At 62.4% G+C, this 16,999-nt stretch carries 15 protein-coding genes; 6 read left to right on the top strand and 9 right to left on the bottom strand.

Annotated elements, in window-relative coordinates:
- Window positions 1-20: 20 nt before the first annotated feature.
- The gene (locus BM348_RS11110; RefSeq protein ID WP_092904887.1) at window positions 21-464 is read right to left on the bottom strand and encodes a cupredoxin domain-containing protein; all 444 of its coding nucleotides are present in this window, start codon (window positions 462-464) and stop codon (window positions 21-23) included.
- 121 nt (window positions 465-585) lie between these two features.
- Between BM348_RS11110 and BM348_RS11105 the strand changes: the two genes are divergently transcribed.
- The 3 genes from BM348_RS11105 to BM348_RS11095 all read left to right on the top strand — a co-directional run bounded on the left by BM348_RS11105 (window position 586) and on the right by BM348_RS11095 (window position 5,093).
- Window positions 586-1,341, top strand: a complete 756-nt coding sequence (locus tag BM348_RS11105) for a protein sorting system archaetidylserine synthase (protein WP_092904886.1) — start codon at window positions 586-588, stop codon at window positions 1,339-1,341.
- A 145-nt stretch (window positions 1,342-1,486) separates the two neighbouring features.
- Window positions 1,487-2,959: a HEAT repeat domain-containing protein gene (locus BM348_RS11100; protein ID WP_092904885.1), complete on the top strand. Its 1,473-nt coding sequence runs from the start codon at window positions 1,487-1,489 to the stop codon at window positions 2,957-2,959.
- Between the two features lie 136 nt (window positions 2,960-3,095).
- Entirely contained in the window at window positions 3,096-5,093 is a 1,998-nt protein-coding gene (locus BM348_RS11095; protein WP_092904884.1) for a phospholipase D-like domain-containing protein, read from the top strand.
- 242 nt (window positions 5,094-5,335) lie between these two features.
- Here the strand turns inward: BM348_RS11095 and BM348_RS11085 are convergent, their stop codons facing one another.
- The 6 genes from BM348_RS11085 to BM348_RS11060 form a co-directional block, all read right to left on the bottom strand.
- Window positions 5,336-5,764 carry a metal-dependent transcriptional regulator gene (locus BM348_RS11085; protein ID WP_092904882.1) on the bottom strand — a complete coding sequence of 143 codons (429 nt, stop codon included), beginning with the start codon at window positions 5,762-5,764 and terminating at the stop codon, window positions 5,336-5,338.
- 76 nt (window positions 5,765-5,840) lie between these two features.
- Window positions 5,841-6,335, bottom strand: a complete 495-nt coding sequence (locus tag BM348_RS11080; protein WP_092904881.1) for a rubrerythrin — start codon at window positions 6,333-6,335, stop codon at window positions 5,841-5,843.
- 150 nt (window positions 6,336-6,485) lie between these two features.
- On the bottom strand, window positions 6,486-7,697 hold the full coding sequence (sufD, locus tag BM348_RS11075; RefSeq protein WP_092904880.1) for a Fe-S cluster assembly protein SufD: 1,212 nt from the start codon (window positions 7,695-7,697) through the stop codon (window positions 6,486-6,488).
- Window positions 7,698-7,699: 2 nt separating this feature from the next.
- Window positions 7,700-9,130 (bottom strand): Fe-S cluster assembly protein SufB, encoded by a 1,431-nt coding sequence (gene sufB / locus BM348_RS11070; RefSeq protein ID WP_092904879.1) that lies wholly within the window; start codon window positions 9,128-9,130, stop codon window positions 7,700-7,702.
- A 61-nt stretch (window positions 9,131-9,191) separates the two neighbouring features.
- The gene (gene sufC / locus BM348_RS11065) at window positions 9,192-10,103 is read right to left on the bottom strand and encodes a Fe-S cluster assembly ATPase SufC (protein ID WP_092904878.1); all 912 of its coding nucleotides are present in this window, start codon (window positions 10,101-10,103) and stop codon (window positions 9,192-9,194) included.
- 203 nt (window positions 10,104-10,306) lie between these two features.
- The gene (locus tag BM348_RS11060) at window positions 10,307-13,027 is read right to left on the bottom strand and encodes a DNA-directed DNA polymerase (RefSeq protein ID WP_092904877.1); all 2,721 of its coding nucleotides are present in this window, start codon (window positions 13,025-13,027) and stop codon (window positions 10,307-10,309) included.
- Window positions 13,028-13,178: 151 nt separating this feature from the next.
- On the opposite strand from BM348_RS11060, the gene BM348_RS11055 reads away from it, so the two are divergent.
- The 3 genes from BM348_RS11055 to BM348_RS11045 all read left to right on the top strand — a co-directional run bounded on the left by BM348_RS11055 (window position 13,179) and on the right by BM348_RS11045 (window position 14,284).
- Window positions 13,179-13,361: a DUF7331 family protein gene (locus tag BM348_RS11055; RefSeq protein WP_092904876.1), complete on the top strand. Its 183-nt coding sequence runs from the start codon at window positions 13,179-13,181 to the stop codon at window positions 13,359-13,361.
- Between the two features lie 80 nt (window positions 13,362-13,441).
- On the top strand, window positions 13,442-13,837 hold the full coding sequence (locus BM348_RS11050; protein ID WP_092904874.1) for a DUF7322 domain-containing protein: 396 nt from the start codon (window positions 13,442-13,444) through the stop codon (window positions 13,835-13,837).
- Between the two features lie 9 nt (window positions 13,838-13,846).
- Window positions 13,847-14,284, top strand: coding sequence for a DUF7346 family protein (locus BM348_RS11045; protein WP_092904872.1), 438 nt, complete (start codon window positions 13,847-13,849; stop codon window positions 14,282-14,284).
- 117 nt (window positions 14,285-14,401) lie between these two features.
- Here BM348_RS11045 and BM348_RS11040 read toward each other — a convergent pair whose 3' ends face one another.
- Together BM348_RS11040 and BM348_RS11035 are read right to left on the bottom strand one after the other, a co-directional pair.
- Window positions 14,402-14,839, bottom strand: coding sequence for a response regulator transcription factor (locus tag BM348_RS11040; RefSeq protein ID WP_342714165.1), 438 nt, complete (start codon window positions 14,837-14,839; stop codon window positions 14,402-14,404).
- A 137-nt stretch (window positions 14,840-14,976) separates the two neighbouring features.
- Window positions 14,977-16,950 (bottom strand): 3-hydroxyacyl-CoA dehydrogenase/enoyl-CoA hydratase family protein, encoded by a 1,974-nt coding sequence (locus BM348_RS11035; protein ID WP_092904868.1) that lies wholly within the window; start codon window positions 16,948-16,950, stop codon window positions 14,977-14,979.
- Window positions 16,951-16,999 lie beyond the last annotated feature (49 nt).

The following is a 16,999-nucleotide window of genomic DNA, read 5'->3' as shown; positions in this document are numbered from 1 at the left end:
TTTTCGACGCGGAGTGCGGCTTACTCGGTTACTTTGATGAGGCCAATCATACCGCCTTCCTCGTGCGGTAAGCAGGCGTAGTGATACGTTCCGGGAACCTCGAACGTGTGTTCGAACGTTTCTCGAGTGTGGAGCGCACCGTTGTTCTCGTTCCAGAACTCCTCGTGTGCCGTTTCGAAGTCGTCGTAGTCGCCCGTCGCGAAGTACTCCGCTCCCTTGTCCTCGAAAAGGGAGGAGTCGTAGGCTGTGACCGTGTGGATCGCTTCGCTCGTGTTCTTCCAGACGACGGTCTCGCCGACGGAAATCTCGTACGTTTCGGGAACGAACTCGGTCCGAGTCATTCCGATGTCGCAGTCGTTCCCGCTACAGGGCTCGCCTCTGAGCGTTCCGGTGACCGTTGAACAACCCGCGACCCCGACTGTCGAGACCGTTCCCAGGGACGCGAGATAGGCACGGCGGTTCATAGACGGGGGTTGGGACAGACCGAATATAAGCCCCCGGTTCGATTCCCACTCGACGTTTCCCAATAGTGCGACCGTCGAAAAACGAAAACACGTAAGGTAACTGCCCATCGAATGCCGGAGTATGCTTCCCCGGTTCGTCGGTCGGCTCGGCGCCGCCGACGCAGTGACGATCGCGAACGGAGCGCTGGGCTTTCTCGCGGTCGTCATCGCGTTCGTCGATATCGACCTCGCCGCTCGACTTATCCTCTTCGCTGCGATCGCTGACGGACTCGACGGCATCCTCGCACGCCGGTACGGCGGAACTGAAGCGGGACCGTACCTCGACTCGCTGGCCGACGTCGCTTCTTTCGGCGTCGCCCCCGCCGTCCTCGCGTTCGTCGTCGTCACGGACGGGTTCGGTATCGGATTCGAGACGGTATCGCTCGAGTTGCTCGTCGTCACCGGCGTCTGTGCGCTGTTCGTCGCGATGGCCATCGCGAGACTCGGGATGTACACCGCCTACGATACGGCGACCAATTACACGGAAGGGATTCAGACGACGCTCGCCGCGACGATCATCGGATCTGCGATCCTGGCGCACAAACCGGCCGCCGAGCCGTGGCTCGTACTGACGATTACCGGTATGTTCTGTTATCTCATGGTCTCCCGGATCCAGTACCCGGACTTGCTGGTTCGGGATACGCTCATAATGGGCGTGGTTCACGCGCTCGCGATCCTCATTCCGGGCTTTGCCGGCCGAACGTTTCCCTACGCCCTGCTCACGCTCGGAATCGCGTACATGACGCTCAGTCCGTGGTTTTACTGGCGCGAGGATACCCACGCCGATCCGGCCGATGCCGAAGAGCCCGAGAGTGCGGAGATGCACGGAAACGTCTGATCGAACCCACTTACGTCTACTCACCTGTGTTTGCGGGCTGGACGAATTCGTCCGGACTCTGCATGGAAACGCTTAGGAGCGTCCTGACACGATACCCTCGTATGAACGCAGTCAGGAGACAGGCGGCACCTCGCCGGGTGGTGGGATGAGCGACGAGGACGCTCCCGACTCCGAGCAGACACAGGATCTCGAGGAGCGGGCCGACGAGATCCGCGAGGAGTTCGCATCGATCGAAGCCGAGTTCGGCCCCATCCGCGACGATCTGGATCCGATTCGAGACGAGATCGAACCGGTCCACGACACCCTAGCGGCCGCCGAGACCGAAGACGACCTCGACGACGTCGAGGCGGAACTCGAGCCGGTTCGATCGGACCTCGAGGACGTTCGCGAGGCGTTCGACGCCGTCCGCGAGGAGTTCGACGAGATCGAGCTTCCGGAACCCGAAACGGACGAGGACGACGAGGAGGAGGAGGCGAGCGATGGGGAAGACGACGACGCTCCCGACGGACCGATCGCGGAACTCGAGGCCGAACAGGAGGCGCTCGAGGAGAAACTCGACGATCTCGAGGGAGAAATCGAGGACCTCGAGGACGAGGTCGACGACATCCAGTCCGACGTCGACGACCAGCGGGGGCCGTACGCGACGGACGTCATCGACGAAGTCGAGAGCGCCAAAGGTGACCTCGAGAGCACCCGCTGGACCGAGGAGGGCGAGGAAGAACTGCGAGAAGCGGTCGAGGAGACACTCGAGGATAGCAACGCCGTGCTTGGAACGTCGGTTTCGATTTCGGCAGACGAACCCCTGCTCGACGCGCTGGTCGATGCGCTCGAACGCCTCGAAGCCGAAATCGAGGCCGCGGAACTGGACCCCGACGAGGACGCCGAGGATATCGCCTCGCTGCTCGAGATCACCGACGTGTTACAGTCCGGCGTCGACGACGCGACGGCCTGGGACGACCTGCAGGTGCGCGAACAGCTCCGACGCGAGGGGTTCTACGACGTCCTCGATCACGTCAAGGACTTCCCCCCGGAGTGGCACGCGCTGAAAGTCCACGAGAAACGCGGCAACGCCGACATGATCCTGCTCGCACTCGAGTCGCTGGGTTCGGACTTCATGGAAGAACACTGTCTCGAGTCTCTAGAGCGGATGGGGCCCGAGGAAGCGACCGAACCGATGCTCCAGCGGGCGAACCGTCGGGATACGACCGCGATGTCGATCCTCGGAAAGATCGGCAACGACGACGAGGACGTCGTCGAGACGCTCCTCGAGTACGTCGATTCGAACCCGCAACTGCAGCGCCCCGCGATGCGAGCGCTCGGCGAAGTCGGCAGCGAAGAGGCGGTACAGCCGATCGCGAACCAGTTGGTCGCCGAGGAGGCTGCCGTCCGAAGCTCCGCCGCCCGCGCGCTGGGACTGATCGGCGACACCCGCGCGATCGAACCACTCGCCGAACGGATCGACGAAGACGACGAAGACACGGTGCGTGCGAGCGCCGTCTGGGCGCTCACCCAGATCGGCACCGAACGCGCCCTCGAGGTCGCTGCGGACGCTGCCGGCGACCGCGCGTATCTCGTGCAGGCCGAAGCCGAGAAGGCGGATTTCGAGCCCGCTGCGTAGGTAGATGAGCAGACAGTTCCGTTTCGCTGCCTAATCGGTTTCTGTTCGTGCGGCGATTCGGAGACGGTATTTTCACAGTGTATCGACCCCCTCGACGGGTGAGGATTTACATACCGAGACGCGGCCAGACCGCCCAATGCGTGCCAGGGTCCTCCTCGCCGCGGTCCTCGTTTGCGGACTCGTCGCCAGCGCGTGTGCCGTCGCGTTCGTCGGCGCGCCTCCGGGCGTCGACGTGCGATCGTCCGTCCCCGGCGAATCCGCCTCGAGCGAACGGGCAGAGCCCTCCACATCGGCGGAAGCCACGCCGGGAGACGTATCTTCCGCCCAGGCGCTTGCGTGCCCGGTCGCCGCGCGGTCGGACGACAGCCACCGCAACGTCTCCGAGGCCCGGATCGTCGAACTGTATCCGAACCCGACGACGCCCGAGAACGTCGGCGAGTTTTTCGTCCTCGAGACGCCGCCGGAGACCTCGCTCGAGAACTGGACGGTCACGGACGGTCACACGACCGCGTCGTTTCCGAACGAAACAGTCTCGGGCGCGGTCGCCGTCACGATCAATCCCAACGAAACGGCGTCACTCACCGACGAACCCACCCTCGAACTCGAGGGGCATCTCCGCCTCGCGACGGACGGAGACCGCCTCGAGATCCGGAACGGCTCCGACCGAATCGACGCGGTCAGTTACGAGGATGCGCCGGTCGCCGAACAGTGGTATCGGACCGAACGGGCGAACGAATCGGGCGACCAGTCGAACCCGAGCGCGAGCGCCCGCTCGAGTGGGGACGCGACTGGCCGATGGTGGCCAAGGGGCGCGACCTGTCTTCCGTCGACGCGCGTCGCTGCGGAGAACGCGACGACGTTCGTTCTCCCCGATAGCCCAGAGATTCCGCTGGAGACGATCCGAAATGCAGAGGAGAATCTCTCACTGGCTGGGTATACGTTCACGTCCGAGGCGGTCGCCTCGGAACTCGTCGCGGCGAGCGAACGCGGCGTCGAGGTCGACGTGCTGCTCGAGTCCGGTCCCGTCGGCGGCGCGTCGTCCGCGACCGAAGCGCCCCTCTCGACCCTCGAAGACGGCGGCGTCGACGTTCGAATGACCGGCGGGGAGAACGCGCGCTATCGCTACCACCACCCAAAGTACGCGATCGCCGACGACACGGTGCTCATCATGACCGAAAACTGGAAACCGTCCGGCGTCGGCGGCGAGTCGAGTCGCGGCTGGGGAATTTCTCTGGAGAACACGGCGCTCGCGACGGACCTCGAGACCGTGTTCGACGCCGACTTCAGCGGGCCCGACACGGAGTCCGGGACGGCCTATCTCGAGGACGCTTCGTTCAGCGACCCAGCGGGTCAGGTCCAGACCCCCACCGAGTTCCCGTCGAACCACCCGCCCGAATCCGTCGACGTCGAGAGCGCTGAACTCCTGCTCGCTCCCGACAACGCCGAGCCGAGACTCCGCGAACTCCTCGCGTCCGCCGAGGACGAGATCCTCGTCAAACAGGCGAGTCTCGGCGGGCCCGACGTGTCGCTCGTCGAGGAAACGGTCGACGCGGCACGCCGCGGCGTCGAGGTCCGCATCCTGCTCGATTCGTCGTGGTACGTCGAAGAGGAAAACGCCAGAGTGAAATCGGTCCTCGAGGAGACGGCGGCCGCGGAAGACCTCCCGCTCGAGGTCGCCCTCGTCGAACCGAAAAACAGGTTCGAGAAAATTCACGCCAAAGGAGTCGTAATCGACGGCGAGACGACGGTCGTCGGGAGCATCAACTGGAACGACAACTCGCTTCGAAACAACCGCGAGGTCGTTCTCGCGATCCACGGCGAGGAACCGGCCGCCTATTACGAGGGGGTCTTCGATGCCGACTGGAACGGCGGGACGTGGTCGCTTCCGGTCGGACTCGCTGCTGTCGTCGCGCTCGCCCTCCTCGGGGCCGCAGCACTCGGCCGGCGATACATCTCGTTCGGCGATTCGCGCCGTCCGACGATCGACGGTGTTGGTCGGGATCGCCTCGAGTACGACGAGGACGCGAGTCCGGTCGAACCCCCACCGCTCGAGGACGACTCTCTCGACCCGGACACGACAGAAACGGCTCACTCGATCGCTCGTGACGTCGAACGTCGCCGGTCCGACGAATGAGATCTATTATCGAAAAGCTGGGAGAGCGGGTTACGGATGGTGGCCGGTTCACGGGATGGTTCACGTGGATCGGTCGGTTCGTCGGCTCTCGCCGGTTCGAGAGTCAGGACCGAGTATACCACTGTGGAAACTGCGATCGTCGGTTCAGACTGAATAGACAGTACTGTCCGGAGTGTGGATCGTACCGTATCGAACGGATCCGATACGACGAACTGATCGAGTAGAACTCTCGCGATGGACGGTTAGTTCGCCGGCCCGCAAACCTCGAGCAGACTACAGCAGTCGGCTTCGGGGTCGAAACAGTCCGGACACTGCTCCGGGCGGTCGATGATCGTATCGAGTCTCTCGGCGACCGTATCGTCGATGACGCTCTCGAGCGCGCGGGCTTCGTCGCGAAACTCGTCGACCTCGAGGACGTTCGCGAGGAATCGCTCGATGATACAGTACGTCTGGAGCGCCTCGTGGGCGCGTTCGAGCCCCTCCTCCGTGAGACTCGCGCCTTTGTACTTTTCGTGATCGACGAGGTCTTTGTCCTGGAGTTTCCCGATCATTTCGTTGACACTCGCCGGACTCACGCCGAGGAGGTCCGCGAGCGTGCCCGTCGAGGCCGGTCCCTCCTCCATTCGCTGTGCGAGATAGATCGCCTTGAGATATTGATCTGCTGTGTTCATCGCCAACCCTTCGTGTGGTGTCTTGGTCGTCGATCGGTCCGACTCGTCTGGCGCTCGTGAGTGGTGCGTATCCCGATCATGCCCGCCGCTCCATAATTTCTGTGACTTCCTCGACGCCCTCTTTTTCTTCCGCGCGGATCTCTCGGAGGGTCTCGAGAACTCGTTCCCGATCGACGGCGAACGTCGCGTCGGCGGCTTCGATCGCCTCGATGAGATCGTCGTAGAACTTGTAGGCCGTTTCCTCGTTGCAGAGTTGGTCGTACAACACGCCGTCGGTATCCTCTGGTGGGCCGTACTGGGCGTCGACGAGCTGATTGATCTCCTCGTATCCGACCGTTTCCGCCTCGAGGTCGTCGATCAACGTTTCGAGCCGATCGCGGTGATCGGCCGACTCTTCCGTTGCGTCCGTAAGTAGCTCCCTGACCTCTCTGTCGATCTCCGCTCGCGCCTCGGCGGGGAGTGACTCGAGGTGATGGGCAGCACGCGACTCGACGACTTCCTCTAGGACCACGCCGATCTGGAGAAGGCGGGTCAGTTGGTGGTCGGTCGAGACACGCTGTCCCAAGCTCATACACGTCTGTGGGTGGTCGCGTTACTTAACTTCCCGTTTTCTCGTCGGGAGTCGTCTGGGTAGTCGGCTCGCTTTCGAAGTGATGACCAACCGTCGGGCAGTCGCTCGAGTACGTTGGTGTGATCGAACGCGAAGAAAGCGTAGTAGGCGTTAGTTTCGGAGACGCGTGTTGACGAGCGACTCGAAGTCCGTTCGGAGTTCGTCGACGGCGACTTCCTCGAGAACGGGGACGAAGAAGCCCTCGACGAGCATGTTGCGAGCCGCCTCCGGCGTGACGCCTCGGGAGGTCATATACAGGAGGTCCTCCTGGTCGACCTGCCCGACGGTGGCGCTGTGGGAGGCTTCCGTGTCGTGGTTGTTGATGATGAGCTTCGGCGAGGCGTCGGCTTCGCTCTCGTCGGAGAGCATGAGCGTGTTCTCTCGCTGGTAGGAACTCGTATCCCAGGCGACGTCGCCGACGTCCTGGACGCCCTCGTAGACCGATCGCGCGACGTCGTCGGTGACCCCGCGGGTGACGAGATCTGCCGTCGTGTGTTCGGCGCGGTGCCAGACCTTGAAGTCCAGATCGAAGTGCTGGTCGTTGTGTCCGTAGAACGCACCGATGATCTGTGTTTCCGCACCGTCGCCATTGAGCTCAGTCGAGACCCCCGTCTTGGTTAGCTTCGAGCCGACGTTACCTTCGATCCAGTTGATCGTGGCGTAGGTGTCGGCGTCGCCGCGTTTGGCGGTGAAGTTGTACGTCTCCTCGGAGAGGTCCTGAAGCGATCCGTACTGTACATAGCTGTTTTCGGCCGCGGCGACTTCGACGATACCGCTGTAATACTGCTCGTCCTCGAGATCGGTACCAGTTGACTGGCGCTCGAGGATCGTCACCGACGAGGATTCCTCGGTGACGACGAGCGTGTAGTTAAACAGCGATCGGGAGTTCATCTCGGTCCGGATCGTCACGTCCTCGGCGTCGACGCCTTCGGGGACGTAGATGACCGTTCCCGTGGAGAAAAGCGCCGTCGAGAGCGCCGTGAGGTAGTTCTCCTGAGGATCGACCATGGAACCGAAGTGCTCCTCGAGTAGCGACTCGTGTTCGTCGACGGCCTCGGCCCACGAGAGGACCTCGGCGTTTTCGGGACCGACCTGGTCTTTGTCTTCGGCGGTATTCAACGGATCGACGAGCGACTCGAAATCCAGTTCGTAGAGGTTGGTCCAGTTCTGTCCCGGCGTTCGGATCACGTCGGGCATTTCCAGCTCTTCGAGCGCCTCAAGCGCCTCGAGACGGGTCTCTAGGAGCCAGTCGGGCTCGTCGAGCCGATCGCTGATCTCGCGTACCTGTTCGTCCGTCAGATTGGCGTGTACCTGCGTGCTCATGTCTATCCGAGGCTTCCCTCCATCTCGAGTTCGATCAAGCGATTCAGTTCGACTGCGTATTCGATCGGGAGCTCTTCGGTGATCGGCTCGATGAAGCCGGCGACGATCATCTTCTTCGCGTCGTCGTCGTCCAGTCCGCGGCTCTGGAGGTAGAAGATGTCCTCGTCACCGATCTTGCCGACCGTCGCTTCGTGAGCGACGTCGACCTTCGACTCCTCGATCTCCATGTACGGCATGGTATCGGAGGTCGACTCGTTGTCGAACATCAGGGCGTCACACTCGACTGCCGTACTCGAGTTCTCGGCACCGTCGGCGATGTGGACGAGCCCGCGGTAGTTGGTGCGGCCGCCGTCTTTCGAGATCGACTTCGATTCGATCGTCGAACTCGTGTTCGGCGCGTTGTGATAGACCTTCGCGCCGGTGTCGATGTTCTGTCCCTCGCCGGCGAAGGCGATGGTGATGTGAGTGTCCGTCGCGCCGCGACCCTTGAGGATGGTACACGGGTAGAGCATGGTCGCTTTCGATCCCATGCTGCCCGACACCCACTCCATCGTGCCGTTTTCTTCGACGATGGCGCGTTTGGTGTTCAGGTTGAACGTGTTCTTCGACCAGTTTTGGACCGTCGAGTACTGAACGTGGGCGTCGTCTTCGACGAAGACCTCGACACAGCCCGAGTGCAGGTTGTGCGAGCCGTACTTCGGCGCGGAACAGCCCTCGATGTAGTGGACTTCCGAGCCCTCTTCGGCGACGATGAGCGTGTGCTCGAACTGGCCCATCCCTTCCGAGTTCATGCGGAAGTACGCCTGGACGGGCATCTCGACGGTGACGTCTTCTGGAACGTAGACGAACGAACCGCCGGACCAGACGGCGCCGTGAAGCGCCGCGAACTTGTTGTCGCTCGGGGGAACGCAGCTCGTCATGAAGTACTCCTTGACGAGCTCCGGGTGCTCTTTGACGGCGCGGTCCATGTTCATGAAGACCACGCCCTTCTCCTCCCACTGGTCTTGCATGTTCTGGTAGACGACCTCGGACTCGTACTGCGCGCCGACGCCCGAGAGCGCGTTCTTCTCGGCTTCCGGAATGCCGAGCTTGTCGAACGTGTCTTTGATCTCGTCTGGAAGCTCCGTCCAGTCGTCGACGCCTTCGCGTTTGTCGACGTCCGGGCGGATGTACGGAACGATCTCTTCGATGTCGAGTTCGGTCAGGTCCGGCTGACCCGGCCAGTCCGTCGGCATCGGCATCGCGTGATACTGCTGTAGCGCGCGGAGCCGTCGCTCGAGCATCCAGTCCGGTTCGTCTTTGTCCTCACTGATCAGTCGGACGACTTCTTCGGTGAGGCCTGCGTCGGACTTGACGGCCGAGCGCTCTTCCTTTTTGAACTCGAAGCGCGCTTCGGTGTCGGTCTCCTTGAGGTGATCTTGTTCGGAACTCATAATTTGTATGTATTCGTGTTTACGGCTGTAGCGTTATTACCGTTGTTCTAGTTGGATTCGGTTACGCCGTCTCGTAGACTTCCTCTCGGACCCAGTCGTACCCTTTGTCCTCGAGTTCGGCTGCCAGCGAGGCGTCGCCGCTCTTGACGACTTTGCCGTCGAGCATGATGTGGACCGTGTCGGGTTCGACGTAGTCGAGGATGCGCTGGTAGTGGGTGATCTGGAGGACGCCCGTTCCCTGCTCGTCGCGAAGCGTGTTGATGCCCTTCGAGACGTCCTGCAGTCGGTCGATGTCGAGCCCGGAGTCGATCTCGTCGAGGACGGCGATCGAGGGCTCGAGGATCGCGGCCTGCAGGACCTCGTTCTGTTTCTTCTCGCCGCCGGAGAAGCCGGCGTTGAGGTAGCGCTGGGCGAACTGCTCGTCCATGTCCAGTTCCTCCATCTTCTCCGCGAGAATCTCCTGGAACTCGGCGACGCCGATCTCGCCGTCGTCGGCGGGACCTTCCATCGGCGAGGACTCGAATCCCTCGTCTTCTTCCTCGGCCTCGGCCTCGTCGTCGCCTTCCTCGAAGAGTTCTTCGCGCTCCTCGAGTTTCGCGTTGAGCGCCGTCCGGAGGAAGTTCGTCATCGTGACGCCTTCGATCTCGGCCGGGTACTGGAACGCGAGGAAGATGCCGAGGGCCGCGCGCTCGTTGGGTTCGAGATCGAGGATGTTCCACGTGCGTTTGTCCTCGGGAATCTCGAACTCGCCGCCGAACTCGTCTTCCTCGAGGTGGAGGAGGACTTCCCCCTCCGTGACCTCGTAGGCCGGGTGACCCGCGATGACTTTCGCGGTGGTCGACTTCCCGGAACCGTTCGGTCCCATCAGCGCGTGGATCTCGCCCGACTCGACCTCGAGGTCGACACCGCGCAGGATCTGTTCGTCGCCTTCCGCCACTTCTGCATGCAAGTTTTGAAGCTCTAAGCGTGCCATAGTACGAATACCTCTGTCATCCAAACGGTGGGTCGTGTGAGTGATAAGGGTTTGGTATCTAATTGGATACGGTTCCGATTTCGGAAGATAATTTTTTGAAAGGGAAAGCAGTCGCCGCGATGACGACCACCGAAATCGATCATCGAACGGGTGTAGCGACGCGGCTGTCACGCGGGTTTAGGGGAAACTGTGACCGGCGATAGTCACATGAAGCTGTCGAGGCCGGTCTGTTCCTGTCCGGATTTGACCTCCTCCCACGACACGTCGAGCGCCTCGAGGATTCGTTCGATCGGTCCCTTCAACGTCTTCTCGAGCATCGTATCGTAGTCGATCTCGAACTCGGGCGGGATCTGGTCGTCGTACTCGAAGCAGATGACGTCCGGGTCGCGTTTGAACGCGCCGTAGAGGGGGTCACGGCGGGCGTCGAACTCGTCTTCGTCCTCGAGTCGCCGGAAGAAGGCGGGATCGACCCGCTCGAGGTAGAGTCGCTTGGGCTTGGATCCGCGGTCGAAGTTGGTTCCAAGCAGGAGGTTCGCGTACTTCGCGCCGCGAACCTGTGCGGTGTCGGTGTCGTAGTTGTCGAGTCGTTTTCCGATGCCTCCCGGAATGGCGATCTCTTCGGGGTTGACGTTCCCGGATTCGAAGTCCTCGATGATCCCGTTGACGTACTCTTTGACGCCCTCGATGTCGCCCTCGCGGACGATCATCTCGATGACCTGATGCTGGACCTCCTTCGTGATCGGGGCGATGTCCGATCGCTTGTACTCGAAGCCGGTGATGTCGATGTCGTCGACGTCTTTACCCTCCTTCCAGACGATGTGGCCCGCGTAGCGTTTCTTCGTTCCCGCCTGGAAGAAGCGCCGGTAGAGCTTCTCGAACTCGATCTGGAAGCGATGGGAGTCTGCGTTCAGTTCCTCGCGCGCGAAGTCGTCGTAGCGGTCGTTGACGTAATCCTCGATGTCGAACGACTGCTCGAGCGCGTCCTCTTTCGTAACGTCCGGTCCGAGCTCGAGCATGACCGAGTCTGTGTCCCCGTAGGCGACGGTGTGATCGAGCTCGCTCGCTGCGGTTTCGGTGAACTCGATGACCTCTCGTCCCGTGGCGGTGATCGCCGATGCTGCATCCTTGTCGTAGAGACGGAACCGCTCCCACCCCGACACGCCGTAGAGGCTGTTCATGATGACCTTCACGGCCCCTTGCTGGCGGTCGTACTGCTCGTACTCGCGAGTGCCGGGTTCGTACTCGTTTCGGAGCGACTTCTTCTCCTCTCGCTCTGCGAGCAGTTCGTTGATCATCTCTCGCATCACGCCGTCGGGCTTCTTCCGGAAGTGCGTTCCAGAGGGCGCGACGTGGGTCTCGCCGTCGTAGGTTTCGGGGTCGACTTTCGTCTCCGGCGAGGCGTTGATCGTCACCATACACATCGGATACAGGCTCTTCAGGTCGAGGACGGTGACGTTCTCTCGAACGCCCGTAATCGGCTCAAAGACGGCCCCGCCCTCGTACTCCTCGTCGGCTTCCTGCTGGCCTTTCGAGGGAAGCGCGAACTGGCCATGGGCCTGATGAAGGACGTACATGTCGACGGTATCGCCGGGCGTCGGGGCGTCCTCGAGTTTACAGCCGACGAACGAGCGCACCTCGTCCCAGAAGGCGATGATCTCCTGTTGGCGATCGAGTTCGACGCAGAGTTCGACGTCCCGGAGGTTGTACTCGAGCAGGCGCGTCGGGTCGTCCTCCCAGAGGTCGCCGATCGAGCCGGCGTAGCGTTCCTTGCCGACGCCGAGTTCGGCCTCGCCGACGGCGTCGAGCCGGTAGGAGTCGAGTTCCGAGAAGACCATCCGCTGGTACGCATACAGCAGGTCGAACACGACGCGGCCTTTCACGTCGGGACCGCCCCAGCCGCTTCGCCAGACCTCGTCGACGCGCGAGAGGCGATCCGGGTTCAGGTCGTAGTCGTGGTGCGGTCCCTCGAGTTCCTCGAGCCGATCGAGGAAGTACGGGCAGTCGAAGTCCTCGAAGTTCCAACCCGTGAGGATATCCGGATCGGTGTCGTCGACGTAATCGAGAAACGCCTCGAGCATCGCCTCCTCGTCGGCGAAGCTTCGGACCTCGTGGTCGATGTCGCCTTCGATCGGTTCGTACTCCTCGATCGCCGTCGGGGTCGCCCCGTCGCCGACCGGTGCCTCGTAGAGCCACATCACGTACTCGTCGCGGTAGGAGTCGTGGCTCGTGAGACAGACGATGGGTTCCTCGCCGTCTTCGGGGAACCCGGCCCGGTCGTTGACCTCGATGTCGAAGGTACAGACGCGCGGGTCGGCGTCGACGTCGGCCGCGGCCACTTCGTCGTGTGGAACGTGGAGCGTCCCGTCGTCGGCCCGTCGTTCGGCGACCGTGATCCCGCTTCGAACGTCCTTGTCGATGAGAAACCGGTTCGGGAACAGGACGTCGGCCTCGAAGTGCTCGAACTCGTCTCTGACTTTCCCGACGTCTCGCGGCGTCTGGCCGAATATCTTCGTCAGTTTCTCGCCGCGGATACTCTCGTAGGGCTCGTCGTCTTCGTCGGTCTCTTCGTGGCCGGTCAACCGGTCGTACTCCTCTTCCGGCGGGTGCTCGAGCGACTCTGTGGGCGCGTAAAAGTACGGCCGGAACCCGAGAACGCGGACGTGCTCGAGCGTTCCGTCGGGAGTTCGACCGAACACGTTCATGATCACGCGCTCGTCGTCGCCGTAGCCGTCGATCGTATAATCGACCTGCATCACGGCGAGGTCGAGTTCGCCCGTGGCCTCGGGGATCGTTTCCTCGACGACGTCGACCACTTCCGAACGATCCGCTCCGCCGTTCCCAGCGACGGCCATCGCTTCTTCCGCCGGCCGCTCGTCGGACTCGGGAGAAAACGAGTCGAGGCCGGTCTGTGCCGCGTCGGTCATTGCTGTTGGGTTTGAAGGGGGCGGATAAAAACCCCCGCATACCGACCGTTCCGCCGCCCGGGAACGGAACGCCGGCCCCGCCTTTCGGTCCGAACGTGATAGTGCCGAGGCAATAAGACATATAACTTGGTAACACATAGCACAGGCCACGGTGATCGAAGTGTCCACTCGAGGTACTGACGATACGACGGCCGACGCACCGCGTAGCGAACTGACGGGCACGGAAACGATCGAATCGTACGAAATCGAGGACGGCGTCGTCTTCTACGACGCCGAGAATCCTCTCGCCTGGGTCGAAACGTCCCGGACGCTCCCTCTCAAAGAGTTCGTCTGAGAGCGACAGTGTGTCCGAGAGAGCGATAGTGTGACCGACGAACGCGAATCCTTTTGACCTTCCTATCCGTCCCAACTGATGTGGCCGATCGATCCGACCTCGAGCCGGAGGAGTACGATCCGGAGGCGGAGTTCGCGGACCCCGAGAGCGACGCGATCACGATTCCCGACGTGCAGCCGGAGGAGCCGGAGGAGAAAACGGTTACGCCACCGAAGATCTCGACTCCGGAAGTGACGGTCGCGGAAACGGACGTCCCGGAGCCGATTCTCCAGCACTTCTGGATCCTCGTACTCGTTCTCAACGCCGCGTTGCTCGCGGTGTCGCTCGGATCGATGTTGGTACTCTTCGAGGGGATGCTCACGACGGGCGGGACGCTGGCCGTCGGCGGGTTCGTCCTCCTCGGGCTCGCGCTCCGTCGATACAGGACGCTCCAGTCGCTCGAGGGATCCGATCCGACGCCGACTGCAGACCCCTAACTCACTACTATGAAAACCGTACGCGCCGACGACGGAACGGACTACGTTCTCCTGAAACGATCCGACGACGCGAGTCTCGTCCGCGATCCAGCGACCGGCAACGAGTGTTACGTCCGAAACGACCGACTCGAGATCGTCGACCGATCGCCGCTCGAGACGGCCGCGAGCGCTGTTCCCGAACCGGTCCGACGGCTCGTGACGAACGTCCACGACGAGAAGGCCCTCGGTCTCCTCTTCGAGTTGACTGAACGTGGTCCGACCGGCGTCCGAACGCTCCTCGACGCCACAGACTTCTGCGAGAGCGATCTGCACGGCACGCTCACCGTTCTCACCGCGTCGGATCTTCTCGAGGAGACGACGGTCGCCGACGAGCGGGGCTACCGCGTCACCGAAAGCGGCCGGGAGGCACTCGAGTGGATCGCCACTGGGAACGACCCGTCGTCGTGAAGCGACAGAAAAGGACGGAAATCGAGAGCGTTTCAATCCGGACCGCCGAGTGGAGTCGATATCGATCGTCGGTCTCACTCGGGAGCCGGCCCGGGACGCCACTCGAACGCGAACGAACTAATTGACCGGCGAATCGACCGGATTCCCCTCCCGATCGGTGGTCCGACAGGCCCGCTGGGCCGTGACGCGTTCGATTTTCTCGAGAAGGGTCGCTTTCGAAATCGGTTTGACGAGATAGTCGTCCCAGTCAGCCTCGAGGCGTTCGGTCGAGGGGTCGATCGCAGAGACGATAATCACGTAGCAGTCGTAGCCGCTTGCCCTGAGCAACGAGAGTACTTCGTCACCGGATAGTCCCGACATTCGACGATCGAGCAAGACTACCTCGGTCGAGTCGTCTACGGTCTCGAGGGCCTGTTCGCCATCGTAGGCGGTCTGCACGGTCCAGTTCGGCTCGAGCCACGCGGCGAATAGATCCGCGAGTCGAGGATCATCGTCTACGACGAGCACGTCTCCGTTCGAATCGTCCGCCGTCCCCTGTCTCATCGTCTCAGTCACCCACGAATCACCAATGGTTCTTCCCTGTCATAAAGCTCGTGACCACATGTAAAATAAATTTCACTCGTGGCGGAGATGCCGAGGGCCGCCCGGACGGAAAAACGGAGTCGCCGGTTTCCCACTGCCGGCGAACCCGACTACTTGCCTTCGAACTCGGCGTCGCCGTCGCTCATGAATGCCGTGATTCCTTCCATCAGGTCGTCCGTGCCCATGAGCTGGCCGAACGCGGCGGCTTCGTACTCGAGGCCGGCGTTCGTGTCGTTTCGACCGGCGAGCATCGCGCGTTTGGTGTATTTGGACGCGATCGGCGGTCCGCCGGCGAGGCTCGCGGCGAGTTCGAACGCGCGCTCTTCGAGGTCGTCGTTCTCGGACACCTCGTTGACGAACCCGTACGATTCCATCGTCTCGGCGTCGTATCGATCCGCGGTGAGGATGATCTCCTTCGCCCGACCTTCGCCGACGATTTTCGGCAGCCGCTGGGTCCCGCCCCAGCCGGGGATCAATCCGAGGTCGAGTTCGGGCTGGCCGAACTCCGAGCGCTCGCTGGCGACGCGCAGGTCCGCACAGGCGGCGAGTTCCATGCCGCCGCCGAGACAGTAGCCGTCGATGCCGGCGACGACGGGCAGGTCGCTCGACTCGAGCGTTCCGAACGCGGATTGGCCCTTCCTCGAGAGTTCGGTCCCGTGGAGCGGATCCGCGCCCCCGGCGGCCATGCTCTGGATGTCGGCGCCCGCGGAGAACGCCTTGTCGCCTTCGCCGGTGACGAGAATCGCACGGACGTCCTCGTCGTCCTCGAACAGTTCGACCGCGTCGACGACCTCGTCGATGAGTTGCTCGCTGACGGTGTTCATCCGGTGGGGTCGGTCGAAGACGATGTGACCGACCATCTCGCCGGGGTACTCGACCCGGATCGCCTCGAAGTCGACGTCGTCGTCACCGCCGGCCGGATCGTAGAACGTGCCGACGTCCGCTCGCTCTCGCAGGTACGACGCGGGCTCGTACCGGGCGTGACCCGTCTCTTCGTGAGCCGACTCGAGCGTCTCAAGGGCCGCCTCGAGGCCGAACTCGTCGACCACGGTGACCGGACCGTCCGGGAAACCGGCCCCGAGCATGACGGCCTCGTCGATCGACTCCGGCGGGGCCACGTCGTCGCCGATCAGCTTCGCGATCTCGTTGGCCATCGAGGCGGTCAGTCGCCGCTTGACTAGCTCCGACTGTTCGTCCGTCGGAATATCGACGCCGTCACCGTCCTCGTAGTCGTAGAATCCCTTGCCCGTCTTCTTGCCCAACTCCTCGTTCTCGACTTTCTCTTCGAGCAGCGGTGCCGGCTCGTAGGCGTCGCCCAGCACCTCGTGCATGTACTCGAGGACGTGGTAACTGACGTCGTTTCCGACCTGGTCGCCGAGTTCGAAACTCCCCATCGGCAGCCCCATGTCGAATTTCGTCGTCGAGTCGACCTCGGCGATGGTCGCCTGGTCGGTACTGACGAGCCACGACGCCTCGTTCATCAGGGGGACGAGGATCCGGTTGACGATGAACCCGGGGGTATCCTTGTGTACGCGCACGGGCGACTTTCCGAAGTCCTCGGCCAGCGCTTCGGTGACCTCGAGCACCGATTCGTCGGTGTGTTCGCCGGTGATGACCTCGACCAGCGGCATCCGGACCGGCGGGTTGAAAAAGTGCATGCCACAGAAGCGCTCCGGGCGATCGGTGACCTCCGAGAGGTCGGTGATCGAGAGGCTCGAGGTGTTGGTCGCGAAGATCGCTTCCTCCGGGGCGGCCGCCTCGAGATCGCCGTAGACGTCCGTTTTGATCTCCATCTTCTCGGGAACCGCCTCGATGACGATATCCGCGTCGCCGACGGCTTCCTCCATGTCGACGAGCGGCGTCACACGCTCGAGGGCGGCGTCCGCTTCGTCCTGCGTGAGCTGATCGTTTTCGGCGAGTTTGTTCAACGACCATTCGATCTGTTCATAGCCGTTGGTCACGAACTCGTCGTTGATGTCACGCATTCGCACGTCGTAGCCCGCCATCGCGGCGACCTCCGCGATTCCGTGGCCCATATTACCAGCGCCAAGAACTGCGACGGTGTTGATATCTTCGAGATCCATGGTGGATTGTCAATCCGTACCGGTTTTAACGTTTCCCTCGAAAAGGAAA

Origin of the sequence: Halostagnicola kamekurae (assembly GCF_900116205.1) — an archaeon.
Classification (GTDB): Archaea; Halobacteriota; Halobacteria; order Halobacteriales; family Natrialbaceae; genus Halostagnicola; species Halostagnicola kamekurae.
This window is presented reverse-complemented; position numbering and strand designations above follow the sequence as displayed.

Excerpts from the sequence above, each read along its gene's own strand:
- BM348_RS11085 (WP_092904882.1), bottom strand. The coding sequence starts at position 5,764 with ATGAACACAGCAGATCAATATCTCAAGGCGATCTATCTCGCACAGCGA.
- BM348_RS11060 (WP_092904877.1), bottom strand. The coding sequence starts at position 13,027 with ATGACCGACGCGGCACAGACCGGCCTCGACTCGTTTTCTCCCGAGTCC.
- BM348_RS11095 (WP_092904884.1), top strand. The coding sequence starts at position 3,096 with ATGCGTGCCAGGGTCCTCCTCGCCGCGGTCCTCGTTTGCGGACTCGTC.
- BM348_RS11035 (WP_092904868.1), bottom strand. The coding sequence starts at position 16,950 with ATGGATCTCGAAGATATCAACACCGTCGCAGTTCTTGGCGCTGGTAAT.
- BM348_RS11100 (WP_092904885.1), top strand. The coding sequence starts at position 1,487 with ATGAGCGACGAGGACGCTCCCGACTCCGAGCAGACACAGGATCTCGAG.
- BM348_RS11105 (WP_092904886.1), top strand. The coding sequence starts at position 586 with ATGCTTCCCCGGTTCGTCGGTCGGCTCGGCGCCGCCGACGCAGTGACG.
- BM348_RS11045 (WP_092904872.1), top strand. The coding sequence starts at position 13,847 with ATGAAAACCGTACGCGCCGACGACGGAACGGACTACGTTCTCCTGAAA.
- BM348_RS11080 (WP_092904881.1), bottom strand. The coding sequence starts at position 6,335 with ATGAGCTTGGGACAGCGTGTCTCGACCGACCACCAACTGACCCGCCTT.
- sufD (WP_092904880.1), bottom strand. The coding sequence starts at position 7,697 with ATGAGCACGCAGGTACACGCCAATCTGACGGACGAACAGGTACGCGAG.
- sufC (WP_092904878.1), bottom strand. The coding sequence starts at position 10,103 with ATGGCACGCTTAGAGCTTCAAAACTTGCATGCAGAAGTGGCGGAAGGC.
- BM348_RS11110 (WP_092904887.1), bottom strand. The coding sequence starts at position 464 with ATGAACCGCCGTGCCTATCTCGCGTCCCTGGGAACGGTCTCGACAGTC.
- sufB (WP_092904879.1), bottom strand. The coding sequence starts at position 9,130 with ATGAGTTCCGAACAAGATCACCTCAAGGAGACCGACACCGAAGCGCGC.